Consider the following 19,746-nt stretch of genomic DNA (forward strand, 5'->3'; position numbering starts at 1 on the left):
GACCGATCCCATGCACGTACTCGTCCTCGGTGGCACCACGGAGGCCCGCCGTCTCGCCGAGCATCTGGCCGAGGCGCTCCCGGCCGGGGCCAGGGTCACCAGTTCGCTGGCCGGACGGGTGGCCAGTCCGAAGCTGCCGCCCGGCGAGGTGCGGGTGGGCGGGTTCGGCGGAGCCGAGGGGCTCGCCGCGTGGCTGCGTACGCACCGGGTCGACGCGCTCATCGATGCCACCCATCCTTTCGCCGGGACGATCAGTTTCCATGCGGCGTCGGCCGCCTCCGCTGCCCATGTTCCCCTGCTCGCTCTGCGCCGCCCCGGCTGGGTGCCCACGGACGGCGACCGCTGGCACCCGGTCGGATCCCTGGCCGAGGCGGCGCAGGCGCTGCCCGGGCTCGGGCAGCGGGTCTTCCTGACCACGGGCCGGATGGGGCTCGCCGCCTTCGCCGGTCTCGACTCGCAGTGGTTCCTGATGCGGTCGGTGGACGCCCCCGACGGACCGCATCCGGCGCGGATGGAGGTCCTGCTGGACCGGGGGCCGTTCACTCTCGACGGGGAGCGCGAACTGATCCGCCGTCACCGCATCGATGTCCTCGTCACCAAGGACAGCGGGGGTGACGCCACCGCACCGAAACTGACCGCGGCCCGGGAGGCCGGTGTTCCGGTGGTGGTGGTCCGCCGGCCGCCGGTCCCGGACGGCGTTCCCGTGGTCCCCACCCCGGAACTCGCCGTGGACTGGCTGTCCGGCCTGCACGGCTGAGAGGCCGAACCTCGGGGGAGGCCGTCAGGCCTGCGGGTACCGCCGCGGCGTCCACACGATCTGCTGACCGTCCCCCCGCCGCACCGACCGCGTCTGCGAGGAACCGACCAGCAGGATCGTCCGCATGTCGACCTCGGCCGGTTCCAGCTCCGCCAGGGTGACGATGCGTACGCTCTCCGAGGGACCGCCCACATCCCGGCCCACCACCACCGGAGTATCCGGCGAGCGGTGCTCAAGCAGCAGATCGCGGGCCTTGCCGACCTGCTCGGTTCGGGTGCGCGAACCCGGGTTGTACAGCGCCAGCACCAGGTCCGCCGCCGCGGCCGCGCGCAGCCGGGTGGCGATCACCTCCCACGGCTTGAGCCGGTCGGAGAGCGAGATCGTGGCGTAGTCGTGGCCGAGCGGCGCGCCCGCGCGGGCTGCGGCGGCGTTGGCCGCGGTCACCCCGGGCAGCACCCGCACGGGCACCTTCGCGTACGCGTCCTGCGAGGCGACCTCAAGGACGGCGGTCGCCATGGCGAAGATCCCCGGGTCGCCGCCCGAGACCACGGCCACGCGGCGTCCGCGCCGGGCCAGGTCGAGGGCGAACTCGGCACGCTCCGACTCCACCTTGTTGTCGGAGCCGTGGCGCGCCTGTCCCGGGCGGACCGGGACGCGGTCCAGGTACGTGGTGTAGCCGACGAGATCGTCGGCGGCGGCCAGCGCCCCGCGGGACTCCGGGGTCAGCCACAGCGGACCGGCGGGACCGGTCCCGACGACCACGACCTCACCCACGCGCTGCGCGTCCTCGGCCGCCTCCGGCCGGGGCGCGTCGATCCGGCTGGGCAGCACCGCAACAGCGAAGTACGGAACGGAATCCGGGTCGGTGTCCGCGAGATCGCCGGTGCGCTCCCCGGCCATCGTGGCGCGCTCCACGTAGTGCGCCTCGTCCAGCCGCCCGGAGGCCTCGAAGGCGCGGCGCACGGCGGGGAACGTGCGTCCCAGCTTCATCACCACGGCGGCGTCGGTGGCGGCCAGGCGGGCCGTCAGCTCCTCCTCCGGCAGCGTGCCGGGCAGGATCGTCAGCACCTCCTCGCCCTCGGCGAGCGGGGTGCCGAGCCGGGCGGCGGCGGCGCTGACCGACGTGACCCCGGGGATCACCTCGGTGCGGTACCGGTCGGCGAGCCGCTTGTGCATGTGCATGTACGAGCCGTAGAACATCGGGTCGCCCTCGGCGAGCACCGCCACCGTCCGCCCGGCGTCCAGGTGCACCGCCAGCCGGGCCGCGGCCTCGCCGTAGAACTCCTCCATCGCACCCCGGTATCCGCCCGGGTGGTCGGTGGTCTCCGTCGTGACCGGATAGACCAGCTTCTCCTCGATGTGGTCCGCGCGGATGTGCTCGGCGGCGATGGAGCGCGCGATGGACCGTCCGTGACGGGCGCTGTGATAGGCGATGACATCGGCCTCGGCGATGGTCTGCACGGCGCGTACGGTCATCAGTGCCGGATCGCCGGGACCGAGCCCCACCCCGTACAGCCGGCCCGTGTTCTGCTCGCTCACTCTTACTCTTCCTCGCTGGCGATCGCGTTGAGCGCGGCCGCGGCTATGGCGCTGCCGCCGCGACGGCCCCGTACGACCAGGTGTTCCAGACCGGACGGGTGGTCGGCCAGGGCGTCCTTGGACTCGGCGGCTCCGACGAAGCCGACGGGCACACCGATGACGGCGGCCGGGCGCGGAGCGCCTTCCTCGATCATCTCAAGCAGCCGGAACAGGGCGGTCGGTGCGTTGCCCACGGCCACCACCGCCCCCTCCATGCGGTCCCGCCACAGCTCCATCGCGGCGGCGCTGCGGGTCGTGCCGAGCTTCCTGGCGAGATCGGGGACCATGGGGTCCGACAAGGTGCAGATGACCTCGTTGTCGGCGGGCAGCCGCTTGCGGGTGACCCCGCTGGCGACCATGGCCACGTCGCACAGGATCGGCGCACCGGAGCGCAGCGCCGCGCGGGCACCGGCCACGACCCCCGGGGTGAAGTCGATGTCGCGTACGAGGTCGACCATGCCGCAGGCGTGGATCATGCGGACCGCGACCTGGCTGACGTCGGCGGGCAGCCCCGCGAGATCCGCCTCGGCGCGGATGGTGGCGAAGGACTGGCGGTAGATCGCCGGTCCGTCCTTCTCGTACTGGAACACGGTGGTTTCGCTCTCTCCGGTCGGTGGTCGGGCTGCAGCGCCCTCGGGTCGGTGGTTCAGATACGGGTGCGGCGGGCGGCGTTCACCGCGGCGGCCAGGTCGGACGGGCTGCCGTGGACCGTCACGGGAGCGTCCCGTTCGCCGCCGCGGACCCGGGTCACCCGGTGCCCGCCGGGAACGGCGACGACGTCGGCCCAGGCGCCCTTGGGGTGACCGCAGCGGCGTTCGCAGCCGGACCAGTGAACGGGGAGCTGCCCGGCAAGGGGCTGTCCGGCGGTCCGTACGAAGGCCTCCGCGTCGCCCCGCACATCTGCCAGGGACTTCGCACAGCCGGGCCGGCCGATGCACGCACCGACCCCCGTCCACGCGGAGTCGGGTCCGGCGATCAGTCCGGCCGCGCCCCACTCGCGCAGCCGCGCCGTCGCGTCGCCGGGCGTGATGCCCGTCACGACGACGCTCCGCCACGGGGTCAGCCGCAGCTCGCGGCCCACGCGGGACAGGCTCTTCCACTGCGCACCGGTGAGCCGCCCGAGCGGCACCCCCACACAGGCCGCGGTGCCGACGACGCCGTACGCGGGCTCCTGCGCCGCCGTCGCCGGCGGTACGCGCTCCGCAGCACCGGCCACCCGCAGCGCCGCCCTCACCGGCTTCAGCAACTCTGCGGCAGCAAAAGGCAGTTCACTCACCCGCCAGGCGCCCGTCCCCTGCGCCGCCTCCAGAAACGACTCGGCGGCGATCAGCGCCGCGCGCGGCGCATCGTTCCCGGAGACCCTCAGCACTGCCTCCGCAGCCCCGATCCGCAGGAGCGCGCTCCCGTCGCTCTGCCCCAACAACGTCACATCCGCACCCAGGGCATCGACGTCACCACGGCCGTCGTCCAGCGCGAAGAGAAAGCGGCCGGACAGTCCGGCCGCTTTGTCACTTCCGCACAACAGCGCGTCCAGCGCGGTCAGCCACGACCGGACATCCCGGTGGCCCCGGCCGTCGAGCCCGGAGAGCGGGGAGGCCACGACGTTACGTATCCGCTCATGGCTCCGGGACGGCAGCAGCCCGGCCCCGCCCAGGAGTTCGGCGAGCCGTCCGCCGCAGTCCTGGCCGAGGCCGCGCAACTGGACATTGCCCCGCGAAGTGAGATGCAGCTCACCGTCGCCCAACTCCCGCGCGGCCCCATGGAGCGCGTCCGCCTGTCGGGCAGTCAGCACGCCGCCGGGGATCCGGACCCGCGCCAGCGCCCCGTCGTCCGCCCGGTGGAGCCGCAGCGACCCCGGGCAGGCATCGCCGCGGTCACGGGAGACGGGCTCCCCCGGGGCCGAAGGCGGGGTGTCGGAAGTGGACATGGCGGCGAGCATACCGACCATCATTCTGAGCTGTATGAATCCCGTCCGATGCAAGGCCCTTGGACCGACCGGCAAATGGGGAGGCGGCGTCGCGGGGCTCCTTCTCCCACCTCCCCATTTGCCGGTCGGTCTTACTATGCCTAGCAACGGGCCACCCGGCCCGGCATCGCCGGAGACGGCGATAGGGGAGGAAGCCCGGTGCAAGTCCGGCGCGGTCCCGCCACTGTGAGTCCGGCCTGGGCGGCCGGGCGAGTCAGGAACTCCCTTCCCCACGCTCTCGATCCCGCTCGAGCAGGGGAGACCCCATTCCGACACCGCCCGGGGCGTGGACACCCCGAGGAAGGCCCGACGCCGCATGATCCTGCTCCTGTCGACGTCCGACACCGACCTGCTCAGCGCCCGCGCCGCGGACGGTCCGGTGACCTACCGCTACGCCAACCCCTCGCGCCTGCCGCTCGACGACCTCCCCGCTCTCCTCGACGGCACCGACCTCGTCGTCGTACGCCTCCTCGGCGGGGTCCGCGCCTGGCAGGAAGGGCTCGACCACGTCCTCGCCACCGGCAGGCCGGTCGTCGTCCTCACCGGCGAACAGGCCCCCGACGCCCAGCTGATGGCCGCCTCCACCGTCCCGATCGGGATCGCCGCCGAGGCCCACGCCTACCTGGCACACGGCGGCCCGGCCAATCTGGACCAGCTGGCCCGGTTCCTCTCCGACACCGTGCTGCTGACCGGCCACGGCTTCGAACCCCCGGCGCCCGCGCCGTCCTGGGGTCCCCTGGAGCGCACCGCGCGCGCCACCGAAGGTCCGACCATCGCGGTGCTCTACTACCGCGCCCACCACATGAGCGGGAACACCGCGTTCGTCGACACGCTCTGCCGGTCGATCGAGGACACGGGCGCCCGCGCCCTCCCCCTGTACGTCGCCTCGCTGCGCACCCCGGAACCCGCACTCATCGACGAACTGCGCGGCGCCGACGCCATCGTCACCACCGTCCTCGCCGCGGGCGGCACCCGGCCCGCCGAGGCATCGGCGGGCGGCGACGACGAGTCCTGGGACGCGGGTGCGCTCACCGGACTCGACGTGCCGATCCTGCAGGCTCTCTGCCTGACCAGTTCACGCAGCGACTGGGAGGACAACGACGAGGGCGTGTCCCCGCTCGACGCGGCCAGCCAGATCGCGGTCCCCGAGTTCGACGGCCGGCTGATCACCGTCCCGTTCTCCTTCAAGGAGATCGACGAGGACGGGCTGCCCGCGTACGTCGCCGACACCGAACGCGCCGCACGCGTCGCCGGAATCGCCGTACGCCACGCACGGCTGCGCCACATCCCGGCCGGGGACAAGCGCCTGGCGCTCGTCCTCTCCGCCTACCCGACCAAGCACTCCCGTATCGGCAACGCCGTCGGTCTCGACACCCCCGCCAGCGCCGTCGCCCTGCTGCGCCGACTGCGCGCAGAGGGCTACGACTTCGGGCCCGAGGACGAGCTCCCCGGCCTGGTCTCCGGCGACGGCGACGAGCTGATCCGCGCCCTGATCGAGGCCGGCGGTCACGACCAGGAGTGGCTGACCGAGGAGCAGCTGGCCCGCAACCCGGTCCGTATCCCGGCCGCCGACTACCGGCGCTGGTACGCCACGCTCCCGGCCGAACTCCGCGACGCCGTCGAGCAGCACTGGGGTCCGCCGCCCGGCGAGATGTTCGTGGACCGCTCCCGCAATCCGCAGGGCGACATCGTGCTCGCCGCCCTGCGCCGCGGGAACCTCCTCATTCTCATCCAGCCGCCGCGCGGCTTCGGCGAGAACCCGATCGCGATCTACCACGACCCCGATCTGCCGCCCTCGCACCACTACTTGGCCGCGTACCGCTGGATCGCGGCGGCGCAGGACGACGGCGGTTTCGGGGCCGACGCGATGATCCACCTCGGCAAGCACGGCAACCTGGAGTGGCTGCCCGGCAAGAACGCGGGCCTGTCCGCCGCCTGCGGCCCGGACGCCGCACTGGGCGATCTCCCGCTCGTCTACCCGTTCCTGGTGAACGACCCGGGCGAGGGCACGCAGGCCAAGCGCCGCGTCCACGCCACCCTGATCGACCACCTCGTGCCGCCGATGGCCCGCGCGGACAGCTACGGAGACATCGCGCGCCTGGAGCAGCTCCTCGACGAACACGCCCAGATCGCCGCGATGGACCCGGCGAAACTGCCCGCGATCCGCGCCCAGATCTGGACCCTGATCCAGGCCGCCAAGCTCGACCACGACCTGGGGCTCGACGACCGGCCGGACGACGAGGGTTTCGACGAGTTCATCATGCATCTGGACGGCTGGCTCTGCGAGATCAAGGACGCCCAGATCCGCGACGGCCTGCACGTCCTGGGCGGCGCACCGGCCGGTGCGGACCGGGTCAACCTGGTCCTGGCGATCCTGCGCGCCCGCCAGATCTGGGGCGGCACGGCGTCGCTGCCCGGCCTGCGCGAGGCACTCGGGCTGGACGAGTCCGCCGCCACCCGCACCACCGCCGACGAGGCCGAGGAGCAGGCACGCGCCCTGGTCCAGGCCATGGAGGACGCGGACTGGGACCCGGCGGCCGTCGCGACCGTCACGGCATCGCGTCCCCGACCGGTCACGGACATCCTCGACTTCGCCGCCCGCGAGGTGGTCCCCCGGCTGTCCGCCACCACCGCCGAACTCGACCACACCGTCCACGCCCTGAACGGCGGCTTCGTCCCGGCGGGCCCGTCCGGCTCCCCGCTGCGCGGCCTGGTCAACGTCCTGCCGACCGGCCGCAACTTCTACTCCGTCGACCCGAAGGCGGTCCCGTCCCGCCTCGCCTGGGAGACCGGCCAGGCCCTGGCCGACTCGCTCCTGGAGCGCTACCGCACCGACAACGGCAAGTGGCCCACCTCGGTCGGCCTCTCCCTGTGGGGCACCAGCGCGATGCGCACCTCCGGCGACGACGTCGCCGAGGCACTGGCACTGCTCGGCATCCGCCCGGTCTGGGACGACGCCTCGCGCCGCGTCACCGGCCTGGAACCGATCGACCTCGCCGAGCTGGGCCGCCCGCGCATCGATGTGACGCTGCGCATCTCCGGCTTCTTCCGGGACGCGTTCCCGCACACCATCGGCCTGCTCGACGACGCGGTACGCCTCGCCGCGTCCCTCGACGAACCGGCGGAGCAGAACCACATCCGGGCGCACGCCCAGGCCGACCTCGCCGAACACGGCGACGAACGCCGGGCCACCACCCGCATCTTCGGCTCCCGCCCCGGTACGTACGGAGCGGGTCTCCTCCAGCTCATCGACAGCCGCGACTGGCGCACCGACGCCGACCTCGCCGAGGTCTACACCGTCTGGGGCGGGTACGCCTACGGCCGCGAACTCGACGGGCGCCCGGCCCGCGACGAGATGGAGACGGCGTACAAGCGCATCGCCGTGGCCGCCAAGAACACGGACACCCGCGAGCACGACATCGCGGACTCGGACGACTACTTCCAGTACCACGGCGGCATGGTGGCCACGGTCCGCGCCCTGCGCGGCACGGCCCCGGAGGCGTACATCGGCGACTCCACCCGCCCGGAGACGGTCCGCACCCGCACCCTCGTCGAGGAGACGTCCCGCGTCTTCCGCGCCCGCGTGGTCAACCCCAAGTGGATCGAGGCGATGCGCCGCCACGGCTACAAGGGCGCCTTCGAACTCGCCGCGACGGTCGACTACCTCTTCGGCTACGACGCGACGACGGGCGTGATCGCCGACTGGATGTACGACAAGCTCACCGAGACGTACGTCCTGGACCCGACCAACCGCGAATTCCTGCAGCAGGCCAACCCCTGGGCCCTGCACGGCATCGCGGAACGCCTCCTGGAGGCCGAGTCCCGCGGCATGTGGGCCAAGCCGGACCCTGCGGTACTGGAGGCGCTGCGCCAGGCGTTCCTGGAGACGGAGGGGGACCTGGAGGGCGAGGACTGAGGGCCGACAGGAGTACGTGGGTGTGGCGCCCCGTTCCGCACCGGGCGCCGCACCCACCCGGCGCCGTCCTCTCGTCCACTCCCCGGCGCGCCCGGTCCGACCGCCGACGGTCATGCGTGAGCCGCGCGGCCGGCCATCCCCCCGACGGCCGGCCGTCCGTCCGCGAGGGCACAGGCCGTACCGGACCCGCAACCGGCCGCGGCGCAGGCAGCCGATGGACAGGTGCGTGCGCCAGGCGCTCGTGGACCGCCGGGAGGGGACAGCAGGACGTGGGCGTGATCACTCGGCCGGGTGGTCCCGGCCAGGTGCCCGCCCGTCGCGCGTTCAGCGCCGTCCGAACTCGGGATCATGCACAGGTGATCTTCGTGAACCGCCGCTCCGTGCGCCGCCCGCGTGGCCCCCTGGCCCCGATCGGTCTCGGCGCCCTCGCCGTCCTGACCCTGCTGCCGGGCTCGCTGCCCGCCGCCGCGCAGCCGGTGACCGCCACGCGGTCCCCCACCGCCGCACCCCTGCCCGCGCCCACCCGTGGGGAGTCCCTGGCCTCCGCGCGGCTCGCCACGATCCGGCACGATCCGGCCGCGCTGAAGGCCTTCTTCACAGCACTGCCGAAGGGAGGGGACCTGCACAACCACCTGTCCGGTGCCGTCTCGACCGAATACCTCATCTCGCTCGCCGCGGAAGACGGACTGTGCATCGACGGGACGACGCTGACCGCGGTGCAGCCGCCGTGCGGCCCCGGCCGGCGACCGGCTTCGGACGCCCTGTCCGACGGCCCCTTCCGCCGCTCGGTGCTGCAGGCGTGGTCCATGCAGGACTTCCCGCCGGGGCAGTCGGGGCACGACCACTTCTTCGAAACGTTCGGGAAGTTCGGCGAGGTCACCTGGCGCCACCGGGGCAAGCTCCTCGCCGAAGTGGCCAACACCGTCGCGAAACAGAACCAGTTCTATCTGGAGACGATGGTGACCCCCGCGTCCGACGGCGCGAGGGACCTGGCCGCCGAGGTCGGCTGGGACCCGGACCTGGCGAGGCTGCACAGCAAACTGCTGGCCGGCGGCAAGCTCGACAAGCTGGTAGCCGAGGCGAGCCGGGAGACGGACGAGTCCGACGCGGAGTTCCGCACGGCAGCACAGTGCGGCACGCCCCGCGCGGAGGCCGGTTGCCGGCTTCCGGTGCGGTGGATCTCCCAGGTGTCACGCGGCAGTTCGCCCGAGCGGGTCTTCACGCAGATGGCCCTGGGACTGCGCCTCGCCGAACGGGACAAGCGGTTCGTCGCCGTGAATCTGGTGCAGCCGGAGGACTGGGACAGCTCCCTGCAGAACTACAGCCTCCAGATGCGGATGCTCGACTACCTGCACCGCGTGTACCCCAAGGCGCACATCACCCTGCATGCGGGCGAGTTGTGGCCCGGCCTGGTCAAGCCCGAGGACCTGACCTTCCACATCGGTGAGGCCGTGAACGTCGCTCACGCCGAGCGCATCGGCCACGGTGTCGACCTGGTCCACGAGAACAACTGGCGGCAGCTCGCCCGCACCATGGCCGCCCGGCAGATCGCGGTCGAGGTCCCGTTCAGCAGCAACGCACAGATCCTCGGGGTCAAGGGCGCCGACCACCCCTTCACCACCTACCGCGCCTACGGCGTGCCCGTCGTGCTGGCCACCGACGACCCCGGCGTCTCCCGGATCGACATCAGCCACGAGTACCAGTACGCCGCCACGACGTACGACCTCGGTTACCGCGACCTGAAGGACCTCGCGCGGGCCTCCCTGGAATACGCCTTCCTGCCGGGCGCCGGCCTCTGGCAGGGCAACCCGACCCGGGACGGCTACCGTCTCGCCGGCCCGTGCCGCCACGACAGGCCCGGTACGGACAACCCGCGGCAGCAGTGCCGGCGCCTGCTGGACGCCAGCGCCAAGGCGCGGGTCCAGTGGCGCCAGGAAGCCGCGTTCGCGGCCTTCGAGCGGCGGATCGCCACCACCACGGCAGGCTGACGGACACACACCCGCTCCGGACACCACGGGCGCCCTCCGGCACACGCAAGTGCCGGAGGGCGCCCGTGCACGTAGCGGGTACCGGTCAACGAGGGAGCGGTGCGAAACCCCTCCCCACCTCGCGTACGCCGTGTGGGCTGCCGTCGCTAGCGGGGCGACTGGTAAGCCGCTCTCCTGACAAGCCGTCCGCCAACAGCTCCCTTTCATCGTGGACGCCACTCCTGCTGGTAGTAGGGATGCCGCGCATACGGCTGCGCAAGCAGCGCCAAGGCGTGGCTCAACGCAGCGGCCTGGCCTTCCAGCCGGGCGGTATCGACGAGGTCGTCCGTCTGCACCGGAATGCCTGCCGCCGTCATTTCCGTGACCCGTCGCGTGGCCCCGGCGGCCAGGATGGTTGCCCTCTCGCAGGCGTCCACGACGGCCTGCCTGGAATTCACGTCGGCGACGACCGACTGCCAGTTCTGCATCCGACGCGCCATCGCGCTCTGGCGTTCTTCCGTGTAGCGGGCCCGCAGAAAGTGGATGAGGTCATCGATCAAGGCAGTCCTTCGGAGCAGGAAGGGCCGCTGTTCGGGACGGCCCCCTTAAGACCGACCAGCAAATGGAAGGTGTCACATCAGGACATTAGATACCACAGCACCCCATCGACACCGCACCAGCATTCGCGCATGAGCGAGGTAGCCCTCTGGTCCGGGAGTGGTCAGCTCAGGCACAGCACAAGCACGCCGGCTTGCGGAGCGGAGGCGGCGGCGTACTGCCGACGCGTGAGGTCAGGCGCGGGCGGCGTGGGTGAAGAGCGGTGTGTGCCGGGCAGGCAGTGCCGATGTCAAGCGAGCGTCCTGCGCCACCAGTTCCTGGACGGCGCCGAGGCCCGGGCCCCTCGGCCCTGTGGCCGCCTGTGGCCGCCTGTGGCCGCCTGTGCCCGGTCGCCGGGCGTCCGGCCCGTCGGGGCCAGGCTCAGACCACCGCCCCACTCAGGAAGAAGTCCACGCTGTCGTGCACGTGCCATGCAGCTTGGCAACCAGCGCCGATGCCGTCGCCGCAAGACGCGGTATCGCTGCAGGCTCCGCGCTCGGCGCCGCCTGCCACCCTGGAGTTCCAAATTCGGGCCTTCATGGCACAATAACCGGCACCTTCGCCCCAAAGAGCCCGAAGTGCGCATAGTCGACCGATTGCCTCATATCGGGCTTTTCGCCCAATTGACGAGTTGGGTCCACCAGCCACCCCTCGATCGGTTCGATGAACCCTCTGGGCGCCGAGGGACCCGTGCGTGTCGCAGCGACTCACTCTGTCGGGCCGGCGCCGATTCCGATCGAGTCGGCGCCTCCACTGCGCGCGCACCCCTGCGTTCCGCAGACTCACACGTGCACCGCTGAGCCGTCGGCACATCCATGAGCACTTGGTCCACATGCCTCCCGCAGCCCTCATGGGTCATCTTCCGGCACGACCGACAGACAGCACGCTGGCACATAATTCTTCTCCATTAGCTCTTCATTTGAGATCCACGATATTCACGCCACCATCACAAGGATCTCCAGCATTTTCACCCGCTCCGCAAACAGCTGACTTGTATCAGCACAGGCTGCGGCCATGGGGGCGAAATAATGATCCAAGTGACCTCACTGCCGGTTGCAAATATCCGGACATGAGGGGTAGACACCACATATCCGTCGCGCGGAATATCTCACCAAGTAGTGTCAAGTGGTCCGATTGAAAAATACCGTGAAGTTGCTCGGGACATCGAAACAGTGATTGCATCACGCCCGGTCGCGAAATGGAGGTACAGAGCCTTATTGCCACTGCCCGTCACCGCGTTGCTCTGCAGATCGTCGACCGAGCGCGGCGAGGGCAAGAATCGAGAACGGCAACCGCTCTCCCCGAACGGGTGGTGTGCGCCGATCAGGAGGGAGCAACGTGAGTTGCTCACACGCCGCAGGATGCCCCCTTTTCCCCCTACTTAGGGCGAGCTTGCAAGGTTGGCGCGACCACTACTGCGACAGCGACGATCGGTGGCTCGACTGTGCGCGCTACCAGGTGTCACTCACCGGCGAGCGCGTGCCGATCGGCTTGCTGCCCAACGGAGCCCGTGCGCGACACCTCGAAGACGCCGCCGAGGCGGACCGGTCCTGCGCCGCCAACCCAGGGGAGGTACCCCGGCAGGCCCCGCCACCACGGCCCGGTCCGTGGCCACCGGAGGCCGCTCCCTGGTCCCAGCCGGCACCGGCCCGCCCATATGAACAGTCAGAACCTGGAACCGTGACACCGGGGGCCACGGCCCGCTTCGGGGCGACATCTCCGCCAGCACCTGTCTGGCATCACCAACCGTCACCGCCCCCGCAGATTCCCCAGCCCTCAAACAGCCTCGCTCGACGAGCGCGGAAAGCTCCCAGCTCGAAGCGCGGCTGGTTGGCTCGATTTGCCGATTGGATGAGAGGACCCGCATGAGCACCTACTGGCCCTGGTGGGCGGGCGCTATCGGGCTCGCTCTGGTCACCATCAACTACACCCTCATCACCGATCGCTCTTTCGGGGTGTCGTCCGCGTGGGATCGCGTGTTGCACTGGCGCCGCGAACGCCACCTCGAGGAGATGGACGATGAGTTCGCCGACGATCAAGCTCTCGCTGAGGCGCTCGCCGCAGCTACGACGGAGCACTTCGGCACCGGCCCCGGCGCGTCCCCCCTGCCACACGTTCCGTACGGGAATTCACAGCCACTCGAAGCGGATACCGAACCAACGGCGAGCGAGAGCCCCGCGGCCACGAGCCTGCGGCCGGCCCCGCTGGTCACCCAGGCTGCCCTGCTGATATCGATCTTCCTCGGCGGATTGATCGCCGCGGTCACCTCCGGGCGGTTCCACCTCCGCTACGACATGGGGCCGGGTTTTCGGAACCTGGTCACCGCCAGTCCGACCACCATGATCGCCCTGCTGTTCGTGGGAGGCGTGCTGGTCGGCTTTGGCACCCGACTGGCCGGTGGGTGCAGCTCCGGCCACGGACTCAACGGCTGCGGCCGTCTACGCCCGGTCAGCATCGTCGCGACCGCCGTGTTCTTCGGCACCGCCGTCGCGGTGTCGTTCCTCCTGTGGAAGGTGATCTGATGCGTACCCGGGGCGCGATTCTGCTGGCCAGCATCATCACCGGACTGGCCCTCGGCTATACCGTCACCAACATCGGCTTCGGCGATTACGCCGAGCTGAACCGCATGTTCACCTTCCAAGACCTGCGCATGTTCCTCTCCTTCGCCGGCGCCGTGGTGATCATCGTGTGCGCGTTCGCTCTGCTGCGGGTCCGCCGCACCCCAGGGCGGATCCACGCCGGCGTGATCCCCGGCGCCGTGTTGTTCGGTACGGGCTGGGCGATCTCAGGTGGGTGCCCTGCAATCCCGATCATCCAGGTCGCCAGCGGGTACCTGCCTGCCCTGGTCACCATCGTCGGCGTCATCGTCGGTATCCGGCTGTGCCGCTGGGCCAACGCCCGGTACTTCCACCTCGACCGCGGCTCCTGCGGGCTGTAACCAAGGACGCCCACCGACACGAGCCGTGGAGGTAGGGGCTCTCGCGGCACCCCATGCGCACCTCGGACTGGGCGACGCAGACCGGGCTGCTATGAGGCCCCACCAGAGGACGAAGAAAAGTGCATGACTCGCAGCTCGGTCGCGACGGTTTCAAGTAACGCTGTTCACAAGAGCGTTGGACTTGTGACCATCTCTCACCACCAGTGACGTTCCAGGGCCACAACGCGCTGGAAAGAGTGACCCGCTCATGAGGGTCGAGGCGCCCGCCCTCTTGGGGGAGGTACGCGGGCGCCGACCGCAGGAGCGAGCTGGTCCCCCCGTGCCAGCTCGCTCCTGCTCGAATACGGCAGCCTGGGCGTCCCTTCGTCGGCCGGTTGGTGGGCAGCTCAGGCCAGTGCTTCGCGTGCGCGGCGGGTTGGTTCGGCGGCTCCGGGCTGTTCGGGGGGACGAATTCACTCCCACCCACTCCGTCGCGGACGGCATGCACTCCGCCATCGTCCGCGCCACCAAGCCCGCAGCTCCGGACATGGCTTCCTCGACCGACCCCACCCTGACCGTTACGGAAGTCCAAGGGATGTCGGGGTGCACCTGCCAGAGCTGAGGCCACGCCAGGAGGGCCATCCGTCCTCCTGGCCCCTGCTCGCTGCGCCCTTCCAAGGCGCATCCGCTCACGCAAGCGCCCGAAAACGAGGCAGCGCCCGACTCGACCGGAGCCGAATCAAGCGCTGCGTAGCAGGTCAGAGGGTGTTTCCCTCCCCCGCCGCCGGTAGGCCGTGTGGGACTCGAACCCACAACCAACGGATTAAAAGTCCGCTGCTCTGCCAATTGAGCTAACGGCCCTTGGCGAATCACCCCTGAGCATAGCCCGCCGTGGCCCGGCAGCCGATCGGGTATCGGCTGTCGGGCCCGTCGAGCCGCCTCCGGGGGTCGTTCATTCGGCGGTGATGTCCGCGCTCGTGCGCCTGTGATCCGGTTTGAGGAACCAGTGACGGGCCGACACGACCCACCACGTCGCCGCGAAACCCAGGACGGCCAGGACGGCGATCGGGGCGTAGTTGAACGTCTCCCAGGTGACGGGGGACAGCTGCGGCAGCATGAAGAGGACCGTGATGACCCCCACCCACACCACCGCGACGATCCCGATGGGCCGGGACCAGCGGCCGAGGTGCCAGGGGCCCGGGGTGAAGTCGTCGCCGCGCAGGAGGCGGAGCAGGGTGGGGATGACGTACGCGATGTAGAGGCCGATCACCGCGATCGAGGTCACTGCGGCGTACGCGGTGACGTTGATCAGGTACGGGAGGCCGAGGACCAGCGCGCCGAGTGCGGCGAGCCAGACCGCGGCCACAGGGGTGCGGGTGCGGGGGCTGACCGTGTGCCAGACGTGGGAGAACGGGAGTGCGCCGTCCCGGGAGAACGCGTAGATCATGCGACTGTTGGCGGTCACCGACGCCATCCCGCAGAACAGCTGCGCGCCGATCACGACCAGCAGCAGGAGCTTGCCGGTGGTGGCGCCGAGGGCGTCCAGGAGGATCTGGGCGGGCGGGGCGCCGGTCGGGGAGTTCAGGGCTCCGTCGTACGACTGGATGGCGAAGGTGAAGCCGAGCAGGAGGACGAAGCCGGCGATCCAGGAGGTCCAGATCGACTGGACGATGCCGCGCGGCCCCGCCGTCGCCGCGTCGTGGGTCTCCTCCGTCATATGGGCGGAGGCGTCGTAGCCGGTGAAGGTGTACTGGGCCATCAGCAGGCCGATCATCACGACGTAGAAGCCGCTGCCCCAGCCGGTGTTGTTGACGAACTCGGTGAAGACGAACGACGCCGACTGGTGCGAATCCGGTACGAAGGTGAGGGCGCCGACGATTACGGCGACCCCGAGGACGTGCCACCACACGCTCACGCTGTTCAGGATCGCGACGATGCGGACCCCGAACGTGTTCAGGAGTCCGTGCAGCAGCAGGATCGCGGCGAACAGCAGGATCGTCCGGCCGGGCGTCACCTCGAAGTCGAACTGGAGGTTCAGATAGGCCCCGAGGAACGATGCCGCCCCGAAGTCGATCCCTGCGGTCACGGCGACCTGGCCGAGCACGTTGAACCAGCCCGTGAACCAGGCCCAGGCCGCCGCCGAGCGCGGCGGGGCCAGCCGGTGCGCCCAGAAGTAGAGCCCGGCGGAGGTCGGGTACGCCGAGCAGATCTCCGCCATCGCCAGGCCGACGAACAGCGTCATCAGGCCGACGCCGACCCAGCCCCAGGTGATGACGGCGGGGCCGCCGGTGTTCATGCCGAACAGATACAGCGTCAGGCAGCCCGAGAGCACCGAGATGATCGTGAACGAGACTGCGTAGTTGGCAAACGCCGACATACGCCGTGCCAGTGTCTGCGTGTAGCCGAGCTGCGCGAGACGCTCCTCGTCGGAAGCGCCCGGCGGTGGCTTGTCCTCGCCGATGTCTGTTGTCATGACCCCAGCGATGCCCTCGCCCCGGAGTACGCATGCCGCCGCCGTGGTTACGACTGGGAAAACATGGCGCAGCACGACGCAAGGGCGCGGCCCGCAGGCCGCGCCCTTGTCATGAGGAGTCGCCTCCGAGGAGGTGTGTACGTCAGGCGAGCCTGGAGTACATCTGCCAGCCGGTCCCGGCCTTCACCCGTGTGGCGAAGAGGCCCTTGCCGTCACCCCGGTAGGCCCACAGCACCCCGGCCGTGTCGCGAGCAAGGAGGTCGGCCTTGCCGTCACCACTCGCATCACCGACTCCGACCACGGAGTTGTAGATCTGCCAGCCCCCGCCGACCTTCACCCGGGACGCCAGCGTGCCCTGGCCCGTCCCGGCATAGCGCCACAGCACCCCGGCCTTGTCCCGCGCCAGCAGGTCCCCCTTGCCGTCACCATTCAGATCGCCGGCACCGGCAAGCAGGTACCCCTTCCAGCCCGTACCGATCTTCACCCGTGTCTTGAAGACCCCGGCGCCCTTGCTCACATACAGATACAGATAACCCGTGGACGCCTCACGGGCGAGCAGATCCGCACGGCCGTCGCCGGTCAGGTCACCCGGAGAAGTCAACGCGTCGTACACATTCCAGCCCCCGCCGACCCTCGTATACGCAGTCGTCGACTTCAGCGCACCACCACAGGCCGGCTTGTACGCCCGCAGGTCACCGCTCTTCACCCGCACCAGCACGTCATTGCACCGGTCACCGTTCACATCATCGAACGGCACCGCCGACGTCACCGCGTTGGCACCCGTCCAGCCCGAACCCGACACCTTCGAGCTGACCCTGCCGGTCCCATTGCCCGTACCACCACGGAAATCGGCCACACCCGCCGACGTGAACGCCAGTAGATCACCGAACCCGTCGCTCCCGACGAAGTCACGACGAACAGCCGCGCCGCCCGTCAGATTGACCGAACCCGACGCCGACAGAGCCGCGCCCTGACCATCGGCCGGCTTCGCCGACAACGTCCAGGTGTACGCACCGTTGGCGACGAGCTTGCCCGCGGCGTCCTTGCCATCCCACGTGGCGTTGACCGTACCGCGGGCCTCGCCGCCGGTGACCGTACGCACGACCTTGCCCGACGCCTTGTTCTTCACCGTGACCTGCCACGACGCGGCCGGCTTGGACAGCCACCAGGTGCCCGCCCAGTTCGGAGCGGCCGCCCGCAGATCGAGCGAGGTTCCGGGCGCCTTCGTGTCGATCACCGAGAGCGGCGAGGTCGGGACACCCGTGGGGACAATGCGAACCCGCCGGTCGTCCCCGGTGTACGCGACGTGGCCGCCGAAGCGGTCGACAGTCCAGCCGGAGCGACGCACCGTGCCCTTGCCCAGTTCCGCCGCGCTCACCAGCGGGCGCTTGGTCAGATCCACGTACGCGCCGCTGGTCGGCAGGCCGTTGTGCAGATCGAAGAGGGTGAGCCCGGCTTCCTCCGTGTACCCGACGAAGTAGCCGTCGGCGAGGAGGATCTTGGCGTCCGGCGCCGTCATGGAACGCCCGGTCTGCCGGTCGTAGACACCCGCGCCCTTGAACCAGTTCGCGTTGTCCCGGCACTCCCAGTACACCCAGCGGCCCACGGCCTGCAGCTCGCTGGGAACACACTTGTTGCGTGTGGTGAAGGTGGTGCCCGCCGTGCCCGTCGGCAGGGTCTTCGAGGACACCGTGGACGAGTCCGGGAGGCTGCTCCACAGGGTGTTGCCCCACAGCGCCGCGGCGCCCTGAGGCCGCTTCTCCAGAACGGTGCCGGAATCGGCGCCCTGGAACTCGGTGATCATCTGATTGCCGCCCGACGCCTCGTTCACGACACCGTAACGGCCGGAGAGGTCGACGAGCCGCGGGGACATCATGCCGGTGGTGAGCGTCGGCCCCCAAGTCGCCGTACCGTTCCGGAAGAGCATGGTCTTGCCCTGCTCGGTCCCCTCCTTGCGGCCGTGGAATCCGTCGCCGCTCGCGAACATGGTGATGCAGTAAGAGCCGTCCGTCCACCCGCAGTCCGCGTCCCGCCCGCTGGTGAGGCCGTCCACCGTCGTCCGGATCTCCTCGGGACGGCCGGAGGTCTTGAGCCACGTACTGCGATAGCCGCCGATGTACGTGTGCGGCATGAAGAGGTTCGAGTCGTCGGCCGTGGTGAGGATGCCGCTGCCCAGGGAGATGCCCGCGGGCTGTGCGGGCATGTCCTCGATGTCCGCGACACGCTTGCGCGTCACGGTGCCGTCGGCGGCGGCCGTGAACCGGTAGTAGCCCCAGTCGAGGGCGCCGCGGTCCATCCGGGTCTCGGCTCCGGCGACCAGGACAGAACCGTCCGGCGCCCAGGAGAGGTCGGTGCTGGCGACGGCCAGCAGTTCCTCTGCGCGCCGGCCGTCGTCGGAGATCCGGAACAGCTTCTCCCCGCGGTACTCGTTGTTCCCCGAGTTGAGGGCATCGACCCCGACGAGCGAGTTCCCGAGCATCCGGAACGTCGTGTCGTACGAGAAGTTCCCGAGGTCCAGCTTCCGGGGCGCGGCACTCAAGTCGTTCCGGTCGAACACCTCGGCGGCATACGAGCCCACCTGGAGGAGGGTGTCCTTGCCGAGGGTGACTGCGGAGGCGTGCGCGTCCAGCGCCTTGACCTGCCCGCTCTCGAGGTCGACGAGCCACCAGCCGTTCTTCATGGTGGTGTCTTCCCAGCGGATCCCCCGGACGACGACCGACCGGCTGTCACCCTCCGAAACGGTCAGGCTCCACCCTTCGGGAAGTCCCTCCAGCCGCTGCTCCTTGACCCCGTCGGCCTCCGCCCGCAGCAGATGGAGGCTCGTCGTGGCCTGCTGGGTGCCGGTGCGGGTGACGACGGTCGTGCCGTACGTCTCGACGTACGACTGTCCCTCCGGGATCGGGATGGTGGTGGTCGACCCACCGCCCGCGCGCTGCTGCAGCGTGACGTGCGGGCTCGGGCTCTCCGAATAGACCGCTACGGTGTCGGACCCATGGCCGAAGCCGGAGGGCCAGTTGCCGAGGGGGCGACCTGCCTCGATGTCGTACTCGAGCGGCTTCGGAAGCCGGTCGGCCAGAACGGTGGCCGCTCCGGTGGCGTAGTCGATCCAGCGCAGGCGGTCGTCGCCTTCCTGCGCCGTCAGGAAGCCGGTCTCACCGGCGTTGAGCACACGCGTGGCGCGGGGCACGAAGCGTGCTCCCGGGTTCACCACGACGGTCTCGCCGGACGTGTCGGCGACAGCCGTCCCCATGGTGGTCGCACCAACCCCGGCGGTGATCGCCAAGGTGACTAAGAGGGCGATACGGCCGGACGCGCGCCGGCTTCTCCACCCGCTGGATGAGCGAGTCAATGTGAAAGTCCCTCCCCGGGAAACATGGCACGAGGGGAGGTCCTCAGTGGACGCACTGTGGTCCTTCGTGGTGCGGCTGCTACCGCTCGCACCACCACCCCCGAGCAGATGCGGCGACTCTAGCAGCAGACTCGGACGCCTTGACAAGGGTTTTCGAACCCGTTCAAAGACTCAGGGCCCGTACGACACCGAAGTGTCGTACGGGCCCTGATCAGCAGTCAGACGA

At 70.3% G+C, this 19,746-nt stretch carries 11 protein-coding genes, 1 tRNA gene and 1 riboswitch; of the genes, 5 read left to right on the top strand and 7 right to left on the bottom strand.

Features of this window, described 5'->3' with window-relative positions; translation table 11 throughout:
* Positions 1-10 precede the first annotated feature (10 nt).
* Entirely contained in the window at positions 11-757 is a 747-nt protein-coding gene (locus tag OG395_RS26895) for a cobalt-precorrin-6A reductase (protein ID WP_327245228.1), read from the top strand.
* Between the two features lie 24 nt (positions 758-781).
* On the opposite strand, the gene OG395_RS26900 is transcribed toward OG395_RS26895, so the two are convergent.
* The 3 genes from OG395_RS26900 to OG395_RS26910 are packed head-to-tail and all read right to left on the bottom strand — an operon-like array spanning position 782 to position 4,274.
* Positions 782-2,296 (bottom strand): precorrin-2 C(20)-methyltransferase, encoded by a 1,515-nt coding sequence (locus tag OG395_RS26900; RefSeq protein WP_327245229.1) that lies wholly within the window; start codon positions 2,294-2,296, stop codon positions 782-784.
* A gap of 2 nt (positions 2,297-2,298) precedes the next feature.
* Entirely contained in the window at positions 2,299-2,925 is a 627-nt protein-coding gene (locus OG395_RS26905; RefSeq protein ID WP_327245230.1) for a precorrin-8X methylmutase, read from the bottom strand.
* A gap of 56 nt (positions 2,926-2,981) precedes the next feature.
* The gene (locus OG395_RS26910) at positions 2,982-4,274 is read right to left on the bottom strand and encodes a cobalamin biosynthesis protein CobG (protein ID WP_327249471.1); all 1,293 of its coding nucleotides are present in this window, start codon (positions 4,272-4,274) and stop codon (positions 2,982-2,984) included.
* Positions 4,275-4,428: 154 nt separating this feature from the next.
* A riboswitch (cobalamin riboswitch) is annotated at positions 4,429-4,525 on the top strand.
* A gap of 92 nt (positions 4,526-4,617) precedes the next feature.
* Here OG395_RS26910 and cobN point away from each other — a divergent pair.
* Positions 4,618-8,217: a cobaltochelatase subunit CobN gene (gene cobN / locus OG395_RS26915; protein ID WP_327249472.1), complete on the top strand. Its 3,600-nt coding sequence runs from the start codon at positions 4,618-4,620 to the stop codon at positions 8,215-8,217.
* A 356-nt stretch (positions 8,218-8,573) separates the two neighbouring features.
* Positions 8,574-10,205 carry an adenosine deaminase family protein gene (locus OG395_RS26920; RefSeq protein ID WP_327245231.1) on the top strand — a complete coding sequence of 544 codons (1,632 nt, stop codon included), beginning with the start codon at positions 8,574-8,576 and terminating at the stop codon, positions 10,203-10,205.
* Positions 10,206-10,408: 203 nt separating this feature from the next.
* Here OG395_RS26920 and OG395_RS26925 read toward each other — a convergent pair whose 3' ends face one another.
* Positions 10,409-10,744 (bottom strand): DUF6221 family protein, encoded by a 336-nt coding sequence (locus OG395_RS26925; RefSeq protein ID WP_327245232.1) that lies wholly within the window; start codon positions 10,742-10,744, stop codon positions 10,409-10,411.
* Between the two features lie 1,902 nt (positions 10,745-12,646).
* On the opposite strand from OG395_RS26925, the gene OG395_RS26930 reads away from it, so the two are divergent.
* Both OG395_RS26930 and OG395_RS26935 read left to right on the top strand, forming a co-directional pair.
* On the top strand, positions 12,647-13,303 hold the full coding sequence (locus OG395_RS26930) for a YeeE/YedE family protein (RefSeq protein ID WP_327245233.1): 657 nt from the start codon (positions 12,647-12,649) through the stop codon (positions 13,301-13,303).
* Positions 13,303-13,719 carry a YeeE/YedE thiosulfate transporter family protein gene (locus tag OG395_RS26935; protein WP_327245234.1) on the top strand — a complete coding sequence of 139 codons (417 nt, stop codon included), beginning with the start codon at positions 13,303-13,305 and terminating at the stop codon, positions 13,717-13,719. The genes OG395_RS26930 and OG395_RS26935 overlap by 1 nt, the downstream gene beginning before the upstream one ends.
* 767 nt (positions 13,720-14,486) lie before the next feature.
* On the opposite strand, the gene OG395_RS26940 is transcribed toward OG395_RS26935, so the two are convergent.
* The 3 genes from OG395_RS26940 to OG395_RS26950 form a co-directional block, all read right to left on the bottom strand.
* A tRNA-Lys gene (locus tag OG395_RS26940) sits at positions 14,487-14,559 on the bottom strand.
* Positions 14,560-14,650: 91 nt separating this feature from the next.
* Positions 14,651-16,171 carry an amino acid permease gene (locus tag OG395_RS26945; protein WP_327245235.1) on the bottom strand — a complete coding sequence of 507 codons (1,521 nt, stop codon included), beginning with the start codon at positions 16,169-16,171 and terminating at the stop codon, positions 14,651-14,653.
* A gap of 142 nt (positions 16,172-16,313) precedes the next feature.
* Positions 16,314-19,421 carry an FG-GAP-like repeat-containing protein gene (locus OG395_RS26950; RefSeq protein ID WP_327245236.1) on the bottom strand — a complete coding sequence of 1,036 codons (3,108 nt, stop codon included), beginning with the start codon at positions 19,419-19,421 and terminating at the stop codon, positions 16,314-16,316.
* Positions 19,422-19,746: the final 325 nt, after the last annotated feature.

The sequence above is a fragment of the Streptomyces sp. NBC_01320 genome (genome assembly GCF_035974375.1).
GTDB lineage: Bacteria > Actinomycetota > Actinomycetes > Streptomycetales > Streptomycetaceae > Streptomyces > Streptomyces yanii.